We start from the raw sequence: 13,241 nt of genomic DNA on the forward strand, positions 1-13,241 counted from the left end.
TTTATATTTCTCCATCATGATGAATAAAAAACAGCAATTTGCATTAATAACCATACAAAACTTCTTATTTTCTCTAAATTTAGTCAATGAAAGTGGTTTAAGATGGAGCCATCTAACAAATTGCGTTGATGCAAATATAAAAGGTGAATCTATGAAAATGCTTCGTAAAACCATCTGTGCTATGGCATTAGGTGCAGCGACACTGGCACCGGTTATGAGTACGACAGTATTCGCGGCACCAGTTGCAGCGTCGGAGCAGCAGGCAACTGCAAATTTGGTGAAACAATTATCGGGTATTAAAAGTTTTACAGCTAACTTTCAGCAAACTACAAAAGTGACTAACCCCAAAGCAACTCAAAAGAAAGGTTTAAGTGCGCAGCATATGAACCAGACTTTTACTGGGGTCATGAAAGTTCAGCGCCCGGGTAAATTCTATTGGGAAACAACCAGCCCATCTAAGCAAACCATTGCGACTACAGGTAAAACAGTTTGGATCTATGATCCAGACCTACAACAAGCGGTACGCCAAAGCTTAGATGACCAAGTTGCGAATACGCCTGCATTATTATTGTCGGGTAATACGGCTCAAATTATGAAGTCTTATCGTATTACACAGCCGAATAAGACGAAAACTTATTACACTTTATATCCAAAAAGTGATGATGGTGTGTTTCAAAGCTTAACCATTAGTTTTGGTGCGAAAAATGCGCCGACTTTAATGATTCTCCAAGACTCATTAGGTCAAACAACCCATGTACGTTTCAATAATGTGAAGGTGAATGCGTCTATTCCAGCGTCAACCTTTAATTTTGTACCTCCAAAAGGTACGGACATTATTGATCAATAATTCTCATAATCGAAAAAAAGCAGACATCCGTCTGCTTTTTTTATGGAGAAATGTAAAGCCAGCAAGCTGAATATAAGAGAAATTTAGTAGTATGCTGATATTCACAGTTTGCTTAAATGAAGTGACTTGTGGTTTTGACTGTTGCTATAGGGAATTTTGGGATGAAAAAAAATCATATGAATAATATAGCTTGGGCTGTTTCAGCTGTGGTTTTAGTCGGGTCATTAACGGCCTGCCATCCTCGAAATGAACCTGTTGAAGGTGAAACAACGGAACAGAAGCCAGCGGTCGTCGCTGATGCGATTCCACTTATTCAATCTAAATCTGTTGAGATGCAATTACCAAAAGCTCAAGCTTGCGATGCGGAAGGTTGTACCCAATATAGGATTCAAACAGTTGAAACCAATGTTGATTGGATTAATCAATATTTTACTGATCGGATTAAAAAAGCAGACCCGATTGCATTTTCAACTGAGCCGAATCAAAAAATCGATTTATCAGACAAGACGGATGCAGGCCTAAGTCAAAGTACCACTTCTGTTCGATATATTAGTCAGTGGGGACATATCGCAACTTTTGCAATCGAAAGCTATACCTACGCAGCGCATGCGGCTCATGGCATGTCGCATGTTGAATATGTCAATTTTGATTTAAAAGCCAAAAAACGTTTGGCTTTACAAGATGTCTTGGTCAAAGGTGCAGACGCGAAAGTGATTAGCGCACTTTTTGATGCCAACTATATGTGGTTGGATAGTCACGATATTGAACGTTCAAAACTACAGTTAAGCGATAATTTTTATTATGGCGCGAACGGGATCGTATTTGCTTATCCATTGTATGAATTGGCGAGCTACGCAGAGGGCATGCCTGAGCTAAAACTTCCATATTTTATGGCTAAAGAGCTATTTAAACCTGAATATTTACCAAGTTTGCCAAATTACGAAACCAAATAAGACAATTTGAAGCAAGATTATTGGTCTAATAAGGGGCACCTGTAAGCTCGGTCACTGTATTTTTAAGTGTTAAGAGCTTACACTATAGCCAGTTTTTTTCTTTACTTAAGATTGGCTATGATCGACCCGAAATTACTCAGAAATAATATTGAGGCTGTAAACTTAGCCTTAGCAAAACGTGGTGTTCAACTTAACGTAGCAGAGTGGGCAGACCTTGAAGCTCGCCGTAAGGAAATTCAGTCTAAAACTGAGTCGTTACAAGCTGAACGTAATGCTGGTGCAAAACAAGTTGGTCAAATTAAAAAAGCTGGCGGTGATGCATCTGAAATCATGGCACGTATGTCTGCTATTGGTGATGAAATTAAAGCCGCAGAAGTTGCACTTTCTGAGCTTCAGGCTGAACTTGAAGCCAAATCTTTATCGATTCCAAATTTACCTCATGAGTCTGTGCCAGAAGGCAAAGACGAAAATGACAATGTTGAAGTTCTAAAGTGGGGTACACCACGTCAGTTTGATTTTGAGATCAAAGACCATACTGACTTGGGTGAAATGATGGGCGGTTTAGAATTTGAAACCGCAACCAAATTGACAGGTACTCGTTTTAGCGTACTCAAAGGCCCATTGGCGCGTTTACAGCGTGCAATTACCCAATTTATGTTAAATACACATACCTTGGAAAATGGCTATACAGAAGCGTATGTACCTTATTTAGTTAATGCAGATTCTTTACGTGGTACAGGCCAATTGCCTAAATTTGAAGAGGATTTATTCAAACTTCAAGGCGAAAAAGAATACTACCTGATCCCGACTGCAGAAGTGCCTGTAACCAACTTCGTGCGTGATGAAATCATTGACCCAGAACGTCTACCTTTAAAATATGCAGCACATACGCCATGTTTCCGTAGCGAAGCGGGTTCGTATGGCCGTGATACACGTGGTTTGATCCGTCAACACCAATTTGACAAAGTAGAAATGGTTCAGATTGTAAAACCTGAAACTTCGATGGATGCTTTGGAAGAATTAACGGGTCATGCCGAAGGTATTCTTCAAGCATTAGGCTTACCATACCGTAAAGTCGTTCTGTGTGGCGGAGACATGGGCTTTGGTGCAATCAAAACTTATGATTTAGAAGTTTGGGTGCCAAGTCAAAATACCTACCGTGAAATTTCATCTTGCTCATGCATGGGTGACTTCCAAGCACGCCGTATGAAAGCGCGTTACCGTGCTGACCAAAAGAAAACTGAGTTTGTACACACGCTGAATGGTTCAGGTTTGGCAGTTGGTCGTACTTTACTTGCCGTGATGGAAAACTATCAACGTGCAGACGGTTCAATTGAAATTCCAGCAGTACTTCGTCCATATATGGGCGGTGCTGAATTTATCGATTAATAGTCGATAAAGTGCATACATTTGTGCACAAAAATTGCTTAAGACAATCAGATTTAAACTATTGAGGTCGTGTGTGGATATCTTTCCAATCTCTTTGAAGTTGCAGCAGCAACCTTGTCTGATTGTTGGTGGTGGTCGAATTGCATATAGAAAGGCTGTGCTGCTTGCAAAAGCGGGCGCTCAGCTGACAGTTTGCTCACCCGAAATTGAAGATGATTTATTGACCTTGGTTAATAAAACCCAAGGTCAATATCTCAACTCGATTTATCACGAATCGGTTTATCAAGAAAATGCCATTGCGCTGCGTCAGTTTCGTTTAGTGATTGCAGCAACCAATGACAAAGCGGTCAATCAGGCGGTTTTTGAAGCCTGCGAAGCTGAAAATGTCTTGGTCAATAGTGTTGATGATCCGCCGCATTGCCGTTTTATGGTTCCTGCGATTATTAACCGTTCTCCGCTGGTCATCTCCGTAGCATCCAATGGCACATCGCCAGTACTCTCGCGTCAAATACGCACCCAGTTAGAAAGCTCAATACCGCATGGCATGGGCAAACTGGCTGAGTTCTCAGGTAAGTGGCGCGCAGCCGTTAAATCCAAAATCGTCAATCCAGATGAACGCCGTATTTTTTGGGAAGACTTGTATGCAAGTCCGCTCAAAGAGCAGGTATTTAATGACAATTTGACCGAAGCCAATCGTTTGATTGAACAGGCCATATTGGAATGGAAACAGCCGAAAGGCGAGGTGTATTTGGTGGGTGCAGGGCCGGGTGATCCTGAACTGCTGACCTTAAAAGCCCTGCGTTTAATGCAGCAAGCGGATGTGGTGATCTATGACCGTTTGGTTTCTCAGCCGATTATGGACCTCTGCCGCCGTGACGCTGAAAAAATTTACGTAGGTAAAGCACGATCTAATCATGCTGTTCCGCAAGAAGGCATCAATGCCTTACTGGTGAAATATGCAAGTGAAGGCAAACGTGTCTGCCGTTTAAAAGGCGGAGATCCATTCATCTTTGGCCGCGGCGGTGAAGAAATTCAGGAACTTTTTGCGGCAGGCGTTGCCTTCCAAGTCGTTCCAGGGATTACTGCTGCATCTGGTTGTTCGGCTTATGCAGGGATTCCTTTAACGCATCGTGATTATGCGCAAAGTGTACGCTTCCTGACAGGCCATCTGAAAGAAGGTTCGCCTGAGCTGCCTTGGAATGAGTTGGTTTATCAAAATCAAACGCTTGTGCTGTATATGGGCTTGGTCGGTCTAGAAAAAATTTGTGAGAAACTCATCGCGCATGGGCAGCGTTCAGACATGCCTGTCGCATTGGTTTCTAAAGGGACGACACCTGAACAAACAGTCGTGGTCGGGACATTGGCAGATATTGCATCTAAAGTCAGTGAATACCAAATTCAGGCGCCTACATTGACGATTATTGGTGATGTGGTGAGTCTGCGTGAACAGCTTCAATGGCTGGATTGATGGATGGCCTATTATTTTGCTGGCTATTATTTGTTGCGGCTTAAACAGCATGCATTATTGAACAGGGCTAATCAATTTATTCGTACTTGCAGTTCTTGCATTAATGATCATTTGATTAGCGATTGGTCTTATTCATGCGTTAAAAATGCACATTTTAAAATAGAAGATGTACAAAGCCAGTTTAATTTGTCTAATTTGCAATTGAGTAACTTGCGGAAGTGGGCTGATCAACATAGTTTGCAAGATCAGGTTGGTTGGATCAGCCTCTTTTACGATATTGAAACTGCTTTAGAATATAAGCATAAATTCTTTGAGCATTGTCAAAATGTTCACTTATTATCAATGTATATTGATGAAGAATATAGACAGGATATTCTTGAAATTTATAAACCTGCTTTTCCTAATATAGGAGAGGTCGGCCTTTATGCATGTTTGAAGAAGGTAATTGTTGAACCTGAAGATACAAATGAATTACTTTTAGGCTATGACTATATTGGCATAGAACCTTGTGGAGATTTTCACAGTTTTCATTGTCACCATCTTGCAGATAGGCTTTGTGAGAAATTCAATTTAGAACTTAATTACAATAATTTATTTGATGATTCTTCAAGACAGTCTGAAATTGAAGATTTTCTAAATGATGAATCGTCAGGACTTGAAGCAGTCCCATGGGGGATTGCAAAAGTGAAGTTGGTCAAATCTTGGTAAATATGTATTTATCAAACAATTTAATATAGAGAAAATACGTGATACATGTTGTTTTATACGAGCCAGAAATTCCTGCAAATACAGGGAATATCATTCGTTTATGTGCCAATACTGGAGCGCAGTTGCATTTGGTCAAGCCATTAGGCTTTGAGCTGGATGATAAAAAACTTCGCCGCGCCGGTTTGGATTATCATGAATGGGCGCACATGAAAGTGTGGGAAAACTTTGAAGAATGCCTTGCGGGCTTAAAAGCGCAAGGTATTGAGATGGATGCCATTTATCCATTAACCACCAAAGGATTTGAAACACCGCATACCTCTAATCTAAATCGCCCTGTAGCATTGTTGATGGGGCCAGAAACACGTGGTTTGCCAGAAGATGTCCGTATGATGTTCCCGAAAGAACATTGGATTCGCCTGCCGATGGCACCAAATTCACGCAGTTTAAACTTGTCCAATGCTACTGCTGTGATTTTATATGAAGCTTGGCGTCAGCAAGACTTTAAAGAATTGGTCTAAGTGTGATCTGTTCAAAAAGCCGCTCTATCGAGCGGTTTTTTATTGGGAGTGAACACAGTGAACCGTTTACAGCAATGAAGTTTTGTAAAATAAGGGCTTAAAAACTTCAGCATCAATATAAAAATGTGTATAAGAACACTGTGAAGAAATAAAACGGGTACTTAAAACTTGAAATCTATAAATTTAAAAGCTTTTGGTGTCGTGATTGCGACCGGATTCATTTCATCAATGAGTTGGGCTAATCCAACCGTATCGAACACAACAGAACAGACACCAGTGACCGTCACTGCAACTACAGAAAATGTTCCAGTTGTACCGAAGGTTGAGGTGATCAAGCCTTTTACTAAGGCTGAAATCCAGCAGGGCATGCTGGAAATGCAGCAAAGGCAAAATCAGCGTATTGAGGAATGGGGAAAAACACTAAAAGCCGACGATTTTGAGCGTTCTTGGTATGGTGGTCGCCAATTGAAAAAAGCAAAGCGTCAGGAAGTATGTGGGCTATATCAAGACTTAGTCAATGAAACATACAGCTTGGCTCAAAAAAATAAAGCGCGTCTTAGCCCTGCCGATCAGCAGTTAGTAGCAGATCGAAATCAATTTATTCAAAGTTTAGGTTATGAAAAAAATATAGTAGATACCAAGATGGGTTTTAACTGCCGCTTAAAATAATCGGTGTGTATTATTGCTTTGATCCATTTCAATAATTAATGTCCTTGATGTCGAAACAACAAGGACATAGAAAAGCTTAAGTACTTTTAAAAGCTCAAATTACCTCGTGAATTAATCAATTAGATTAAAGTCACTCAGCTCTGTTTGCAGATGTTTTGGATTATTTGCAAACAGCAGTTGACCGCTGGTGTATAACCAACCCAATTGACCTTGCTGCTGAAGACGTTTCAGTAAGACGTCGTTAAATGTCGACGTTGCAAAGACAGTTTCGCTAAAGACTTTAAACTCACCGACATTGGTGTTTTCACTGTCTTTCATAAACAGCATACCGTTTTTGGTGGTTGAACTCATATCTAAAGCACGGCTGACTAAGCGGTAACCGTCTTTAGCTTGCTCATCGATCATCTCCTGTAATTTTATGCTGCGTTCTACACTATTGCTGCCGGTTGGGTAAGTTTTATAGCGATAGCTGTAAGTGCCATGGTGTGCGCTGCTATTTATACAGGTTGCAACTTTAGGACTATTTTGTTTGCCGTTCAGAACTTCAGGTCGTAAACCTGTGAAATAGTTTTTGAACTGAATAATACGGCAGCCTTGGGCACCCAGTGTATTAAGTATGGTTTCCAGTTGCACTGGGTCGACGAGTGGGGAAACATAGCCGCTGTCATAGGTGTATGTTGCGGTATCATTTTCCTTCTTAATAAAATAATCTTTGAAATTCAGGGCATTGGTTGGTCTGACGCTATGCAGGTATTGATAGCCTGATTTGCCTTTTTCGTTTAACTGATTACGCCATGTAAAATAAATGTCAGCGGTAGAGGGTGCTGTACGATCTGCCACAATATGATTGAAACGCGTATTTTTATTGGCAAGTTTCATGTAGCTATTAACATTGCCATTGTCCAAAGTTTTAGAATCATAGCCAATTAACTTATAACCACTTTGTCCCATTGTATTGAGCTGAGCCAAGAAGTTCACAGTGTCGGTGGTATTAATAAAGCTCTCAGTCTTGAAGTCTGCAGTTGTGATTTTGGTTTTCGGTTTTAAATTGGTGAAGAATTCATTGGAATTTTTTGTATAGCAGCGGCTGTCCTTGAGTGGGTCAGTAATTAGACCACGTTGCATGATGATATAGCTTGGATTTGAAATCGTCGCATTAATTACGCAGAAAGAATGATTATTTAAAAAAGTTAAGACACGGTTGGTAGTCGCGCCACCCCTGACTGGTTGAAACTTAATCGCATGATATTCAAAGTTATTTAGTGTTGCAGCCGGCTGTATTTCACTTATAACCATGTCATGAAGTAATTGATAGCGTTTGGAAATAAATTCGCCGCTGCAGGTTTTGCTTGAACTATTGTGTACCGCATATTTAAGTTCTTCGTTCAGTGCACTGACTGAATTTTCACTGGTTTTATGAATTGAAATTTGTGGTAAATCGCAATTACTGTTACCGAGAGCAGAGTTCCCTTGAATCCATTCACCTGTGAATTTATCCGCTACAGTTGTTGGCGTTGGCGTTGGCGTTGGCGTTGGCGTTGGCGTTGGCGTAGGTGTAGGTGTAGGTGTAGGTGTAGGTGTAGGTGTAGGTGTAGGTGTAGGTGTAGGTGTCGCGCCACCATCATTGGAGCTTGATCCACCACAGCCCACCAATGTCGTAAATACAGCAGCGATAATGCTGATTTTGTGATTATTATTCATGACTAGTGCTCAATAGAGTAAAGTTGTTATGTACGGCTGATGCGGTTGTATAAACATTTAAAATCAAGATTTATTGAACAAGGTGTGATTCAATCCAGCCATTGCCATGTTCTGTAGTGACTTCTATCAAACCTGTTTTAGTCATGTTTCCCGCAAAAATAATATCTGCATTTTTTGACAGTTTATTAATGACTTGGCTCGATTTATCGGCAGTTTTATAAAGCGGTAGATTATTAATTTTAGGTCTAAGTTGCTGTCCCATACTGAAACCATTTGCAGCATAATTTGAATTAGTCGTGGCCTGACTGCCTGTCCATTCTTTTGCGGTATTCGATACTTCTTTGGATGTTTCATTAAATTGATTCAGCGTATTTCTTAAATCACGCATGGTATCGGCAAAACCTGCATATACCGGTATTGAAGCTAAAGACAGACTGCTAACGATGACTAAATGACGAATTTTCATGAACTTTCTCCTTTACTTTGTTATGTCATTCCGCGTGATATTTGACGGATTCATAACATTCGCGGTGTTTAAATAATTATAAAATGCGAAAATTTAGCATTTTAAAAATAGATCATTTATACTTCACTTGTAAAGAGGGTGGAGTGGTGAAAATGAATGTAGAAAGCCAGAGTGAACATCTAAAGCAAAGTAAAAATTGGTATCAGTCCTTACCGACGGAATGGCAAAATTGGTTGAATGAAAATATTGAAAATGGTTGCGATGTACAGAAAATAAGTCTAATTTTACAATCACATGGATTAAGCCCAAGGGTGGATCAATACTTATTTTCTGAAGATGAACAACTTTCAGAACAGCTGCAAAATGAACTTTTGGACTACAGTCTTGAGAGCTTAGAGACAGTTGAAATTTTAGAAAAAATTAAGCAAAAAAATATTTCAAATCATTTGATCATTCAGTTTTTAAAGCATGTAAACAATAACGTAATTTTAAAAAAACTGAAGCAACTACAGCAACAGCAGAATAAACAGCGCTGGTTATTACAGGTGATGGGTCAATTGAATCAATTGAACGACCACAGTCCATCCACAATCGATTGCATAGAAACACCTGATTTTGCAACATTTCTAGAGCAGTATTATAGCCAGATGCGGCCGGTCATTTTAAAAGGTGGGATACAACATTGGCCTGCATTGCATAAATGGAGTCCTAAATATTTTGCACAGCATTTTGAAAATGAGTTGGTTGAAGTCCAGATGCATCGTGAGCAGTATCAAGATTTTGAAAAAAAATCGGTACAGTTGAAACGCATTATTTTGATGCAAGATTTTGTCGCACAAATCAAAGCCACTAAGCGTAGCAATGACATTTATTTAACTGCGAATAACGCCGCTCAAAATAAGCAGTTCATGCAAAAGATAAGTGAGGATCTAGGTGACTTCGCCAAAGGTTATTGTCAAAACGAGATCAAAGATCGACATTTTTTATGGTTTGGCCCTGCAGGCACATTTACACCACTGCATTATGACTTAACCAATAATATGTTGGCACAAATCTATGGACGTAAAAAAGTGACTTTGATTCCTGCATGGCAAATGCCGTATATGTATAACGATCATTGGGTATTCAGTCAGGTTTCAGACGTCGCAAAGGCTGATCTAGTAGCCTATCCACTGTTAGAAAATGTGACACCGTTCGAGTGCATTTTGCAACCAGGGGAAACCTTATTTATCCCAATTGGTTGGTGGCATAGTGTTGAAAGTTTAGATATCTCGATCAGTGTTTCTTTTACGCATTTTAATGTAAATAATCATTTTTTTACTGAATATCCTCAAGATCTCATCAGATAAAAATTGTGAAGTAGATTAAACAATGCGAAAATTTCACTTATGCAGTCTAATTTTCATGGCAATTCAATGAGCAAACTTCTCACTAATGAGGCAGATCAAAATTTACAGCAAGTATTGGTGCTGATGAATGAGCTGAGCCAATGGCTGATTCGCTCAGGTGTGGGATATACCGAGTTTACTGCTGCATTGAAACCGGTTTTTTTCCAACAAGCTGTACAAGAGTTAGAGCGTATCGATCAAAAACCGACGATTTCCGCGATCAGTTTACTTTCTGGCCTGCACCGTAAAGACGTGACTGCTTATAAAGAAGTGATTTCTGAGGGTAAGGATCTGACTGAAGCAACTGTTTCGGAGCCAATTAGTGTGCCATCACGTGTGATTGGTTTGTGGCTTGCAGAAGGCTGGGGGGATTCATTGCCCTTTAGTAGTGAGTCGGAAAATAGTTTTGAAATGTTAGTGAAACGTATCTCCACCGAGCGCCATCCACGTTCGGTACTCAATGAGCTTGTTCGTTTGGAAATTGCCACTGAAAAAGATGGACAGGTGTATTTACAACAACGTCGTTTTATTCCAGATCCTTCGCAGTTAGAAGCACGTAAAATTTTAACACGAAATGTTCAAGCGCATTTAGAAGCGGGTTTGCATAATTTATTGAATCCTGATGAAATACCTTACTTAGAACAAGCCATTTGTGCTGACGAATTAACAGAAGAATCGATTAATAAATTACATGAAATGAGCTTAGAGCTTTGGCAGAAATACTCACTACAACTTTTAAAACTTGCCGCGGAGCGTTGCGCAATGGATGACGGGAATCCTGAAGCAAATCGTGCATTTCGCTTTGGAGTTTATCAACATGATGCGAAAATTAAATTTTAAGACTTTAACCCTTTGTGGCTTGATCAGCGTTTTAGCGGGTTGTGACATAGAGTTTTTTCGAAGTGGTGGGGTTACAATTGAAGGTACAGGTGATCCAATCATTGATATCGGTCATGCAGGGGATGGCCGCGGAACAATTATCTTGGGGACACGATATTTAGAGTTTTCAGCTTCCGTGCAGGATTCTTGTTATGGCGTGGAACGTAAATTAGCCTTCCTCAATCCATTTGATCGTCAGTCGATTGACACAAAAACGTATGTAGAAATACCTGCTGCCCAAGCGGATCTTAATTCGCAAAATGTTCAATTGATCTTAAAAAATACCAATAGCGTACCAGTCACCATTCATTTGCAATGTGATATGCCATTAACCATGCAATTATTCGAGCAGGTTAGACCATATTTTCCAAAACAAGTATGTGATACACCTATAGATATCAAACTCTATCCACAACAACAGCATATATTTGAAGCAGCTGTAAATTTAGAGACTGTTGAAGATGGTATATGGTCACACGGTGATGGAGCATCGGTTGAATTAAAAGGCAATACACCAGACAAGTGTGAAGAAATTTCAATTCAATTTCAGCAATCTAGAAAATTCATACAACCTTAATTGGTATATTTAAAACAAAAAAGGCGCTTTAAGCGCCTTTTTTGTTTAGAGATAAACTTGATTAGAATTTATCATCAAATTCGTTATGTTGTGGTGCTGGGTGTTTAAAACCTTTAGTTTTATAACCAAGGTATAAAATACCGAACATTGCCCACCATAAACCATATTTCAAAGCAGTTTCTTCAATTTCTAACCACATCGCAAAGATACTGATAAAGCCAAGCATTGGAATAACGACAAAGCTAAAAATATCTTTGGCTGTTTTTGTGCGGCCATCACGAAGTGCATAACGTGAAATCACAGATAAGTTCACGAAAGTAAAGGCTGTCAATGCACCAAAACTAATCATCGAAATGACAATATCAAGATCCATAAAGCCCGCAGTTAATGCAACCGCACCTACAATCATGATGTTGTACGATGGTGTGAAGTTTTTCGGACTAATATGACCAAAGATCTTCTTGTTAATGACGCCATCACGCCCCATTACGTACATCAGACGTGATACACCGGCATGTGCAGAAATACCTGATGCCATTACTGTCACAATCGCAAAAGTTAAAACATAGGATTGGAACAGTGAGCCGCCGACGAGCAAGAGTATCTCTGGCTGTGTTTCAGCAATATTCTTGAAATAGTTACCCGGCTCAGCAGGGAAGAACAGCTGCATGAAGTAGGTACTAATAATGAAGATAATCCCTGCGATTAAAGCAGTTAAGAAAATCGCTTTCGGCAGTGTTTTCTCAGTATCTTTTGTTTCTTCTGCCAATGAACTTAATGAGTCAAAACCAGTGAACGAGAAGCACAGTAATGTTGCACCTGTAATCAGCGCACCCACAGACGTCAGCTCATTCCAGAATGGCTCAAGGCTCCATAATTGGTAGCGTTCTGCCGCAGAAATCGGGCCATCAGCATTGAAGCCCATTTGAAGCTTGCTGTAGACCATCCACGTGAAAATACCAATTACTAATAACTGCACAAGTACAATCAGGCTGTTAAAGTTAGCAACAAAACGCGCGCCGCGTAAGTTAATTCCAGTCATGAATGCCGTTAGCACAATGACCCATACCCAGTGGTTTACTGTTGGAAATAGTGCTTCAAGGTAAATCACTGCAAGAATAATATTCACCATTGGAGACAGCAGGTAATCTAGCCATGATGACCAGCCCACCATGAAACCAACGTTCGGGTGAATGGATTTTTGAGCATAGGTATACGCCGAACCCGATGATGGATAGCGACGGATCATATGTCCATAACTGATAGAGGTAAACAAAATTGCAATCAGGGCAATAATGTAAGATGTCGGCACGTGTCGATGACTTTCTTCAGAAACTAGACCGAAGGTATCGAACAAGGTCATCGGCTGAATATAAGCCAAACCAATAATAATAATGTGCCAGAGTCCAAGCGTTTTTTGCAGTTTAGCTGCCGATTGAGTCCCAGAGATATTTGTCAACGGCGTTATCCTCTTATCGTTGATCAAGGATCAGTCATATTCTAAGGATCGTTTGAGACGAACGATCCCCCCTACGTTTTAAAACAAAAGTGCGCCAATCTACTCCAAATTGGTACATTTTGTCAGTAACTTTGAAATTATTTTTAGCAGAAATTATGCCAGTTTGATTAAAAAATAACTGATATTGTGTTCTGCAAGTGAAAAGCCCGATGTTTAAAA

The 13,241-nt window shown here is 40.0% G+C and carries 13 protein-coding genes; 10 read left to right on the plus strand and 3 right to left on the minus strand.

The genetic code is table 11. The features are described from left to right. The first annotated feature begins 151 nt into the window (after positions 1-151). From lolA to FTV04_RS07300, 7 genes are all read left to right on the plus strand, one after another. Positions 152-847 carry an outer membrane lipoprotein chaperone LolA gene (lolA, locus tag FTV04_RS07270; RefSeq protein WP_111885313.1) on the plus strand — a complete coding sequence of 232 codons (696 nt, stop codon included), beginning with the start codon at positions 152-154 and terminating at the stop codon, positions 845-847. Between the two features lie 161 nt (positions 848-1,008). Next, the gene (locus FTV04_RS07275) at positions 1,009-1,800 is read left to right on the plus strand and encodes an RsiV family protein (protein ID WP_180007572.1); all 792 of its coding nucleotides are present in this window, start codon (positions 1,009-1,011) and stop codon (positions 1,798-1,800) included. A 117-nt stretch (positions 1,801-1,917) separates the two neighbouring features. After that, complete coding sequence (serS, locus tag FTV04_RS07280) at positions 1,918-3,189, plus strand: serine--tRNA ligase (protein WP_180007573.1); 1,272 nt, start codon at positions 1,918-1,920, stop codon at positions 3,187-3,189. Positions 3,190-3,262: 73 nt separating this feature from the next. Further along, the gene (gene cysG / locus FTV04_RS07285) at positions 3,263-4,657 is read left to right on the plus strand and encodes a siroheme synthase CysG (RefSeq protein ID WP_180007574.1); all 1,395 of its coding nucleotides are present in this window, start codon (positions 3,263-3,265) and stop codon (positions 4,655-4,657) included. Positions 4,658-4,660: 3 nt separating this feature from the next. Beyond that, positions 4,661-5,365, plus strand: a complete 705-nt coding sequence (locus FTV04_RS07290; protein WP_180007575.1) for a hypothetical protein — start codon at positions 4,661-4,663, stop codon at positions 5,363-5,365. A 38-nt stretch (positions 5,366-5,403) separates the two neighbouring features. Further along, a complete protein-coding gene (locus FTV04_RS07295) occupies positions 5,404-5,883 on the plus strand; it encodes a tRNA (cytidine(34)-2'-O)-methyltransferase (RefSeq protein ID WP_111885295.1) in 480 nt (159 codons plus the stop codon). Between the two features lie 168 nt (positions 5,884-6,051). Further along, a complete protein-coding gene (locus FTV04_RS07300) occupies positions 6,052-6,552 on the plus strand; it encodes a hypothetical protein (RefSeq protein ID WP_218946185.1) in 501 nt (166 codons plus the stop codon). A gap of 111 nt (positions 6,553-6,663) precedes the next feature. On the opposite strand, the gene FTV04_RS07305 is transcribed toward FTV04_RS07300, so the two are convergent. Further along, entirely contained in the window at positions 6,664-8,253 is a 1,590-nt protein-coding gene (locus tag FTV04_RS07305; RefSeq protein ID WP_180089142.1) for a PT dipeptide repeat lipoprotein, read from the minus strand. Between the two features lie 70 nt (positions 8,254-8,323). Then, on the minus strand, positions 8,324-8,719 hold the full coding sequence (locus tag FTV04_RS07310) for a hypothetical protein (RefSeq protein WP_180007577.1): 396 nt from the start codon (positions 8,717-8,719) through the stop codon (positions 8,324-8,326). A gap of 152 nt (positions 8,720-8,871) precedes the next feature. On the opposite strand from FTV04_RS07310, the gene FTV04_RS07315 reads away from it, so the two are divergent. From FTV04_RS07315 to FTV04_RS07325, 3 genes are all read left to right on the plus strand, one after another. Further along, on the plus strand, positions 8,872-10,068 hold the full coding sequence (locus FTV04_RS07315) for a cupin-like domain-containing protein (protein ID WP_180007578.1): 1,197 nt from the start codon (positions 8,872-8,874) through the stop codon (positions 10,066-10,068). A 66-nt stretch (positions 10,069-10,134) separates the two neighbouring features. After that, a complete protein-coding gene (locus tag FTV04_RS07320; protein ID WP_180007579.1) occupies positions 10,135-10,947 on the plus strand; it encodes a DUF6502 family protein in 813 nt (270 codons plus the stop codon). Beyond that, a complete protein-coding gene (locus tag FTV04_RS07325) occupies positions 10,925-11,563 on the plus strand; it encodes a hypothetical protein (RefSeq protein WP_180007580.1) in 639 nt (212 codons plus the stop codon). Before FTV04_RS07320 ends, FTV04_RS07325 begins: the two co-directional genes overlap by 23 nt. Before the next feature lie 61 nt (positions 11,564-11,624). On the opposite strand, the gene FTV04_RS07330 is transcribed toward FTV04_RS07325, so the two are convergent. Then, positions 11,625-13,022 carry an APC family permease gene (locus FTV04_RS07330; protein WP_180007581.1) on the minus strand — a complete coding sequence of 466 codons (1,398 nt, stop codon included), beginning with the start codon at positions 13,020-13,022 and terminating at the stop codon, positions 11,625-11,627. Positions 13,023-13,241 lie beyond the last annotated feature (219 nt).

Origin of the sequence: Acinetobacter sp. YH12219 (assembly GCF_013417875.1) — a bacterium.
Lineage (GTDB): Bacteria > Pseudomonadota > Gammaproteobacteria > Pseudomonadales > Moraxellaceae > Acinetobacter > Acinetobacter amyesii.

Bases quoted from the DNA above. Each gene is read 5' to 3' on its own strand.
- FTV04_RS07320 (WP_180007579.1), top strand. From the start codon at position 10,135: ATGAGCAAACTTCTCACTAATGAGGCAGATCAAAATTTACAGCAAGTA.
- FTV04_RS07275 (WP_180007572.1), top strand. From the start codon at position 1,009: ATGAAAAAAAATCATATGAATAATATAGCTTGGGCTGTTTCAGCTGTG.
- FTV04_RS07315 (WP_180007578.1), top strand. From the start codon at position 8,872: ATGAATGTAGAAAGCCAGAGTGAACATCTAAAGCAAAGTAAAAATTGG.
- FTV04_RS07310 (WP_180007577.1), bottom strand. From the start codon at position 8,719: ATGAAAATTCGTCATTTAGTCATCGTTAGCAGTCTGTCTTTAGCTTCA.
- FTV04_RS07305 (WP_180089142.1), bottom strand. From the start codon at position 8,253: ATGAATAATAATCACAAAATCAGCATTATCGCTGCTGTATTTACGACA.
- serS (WP_180007573.1), top strand. From the start codon at position 1,918: ATGATCGACCCGAAATTACTCAGAAATAATATTGAGGCTGTAAACTTA.
- FTV04_RS07290 (WP_180007575.1), top strand. From the start codon at position 4,661: ATGGCCTATTATTTTGCTGGCTATTATTTGTTGCGGCTTAAACAGCAT.
- FTV04_RS07325 (WP_180007580.1), top strand. From the start codon at position 10,925: ATGATGCGAAAATTAAATTTTAAGACTTTAACCCTTTGTGGCTTGATC.
- lolA (WP_111885313.1), top strand. From the start codon at position 152: ATGAAAATGCTTCGTAAAACCATCTGTGCTATGGCATTAGGTGCAGCG.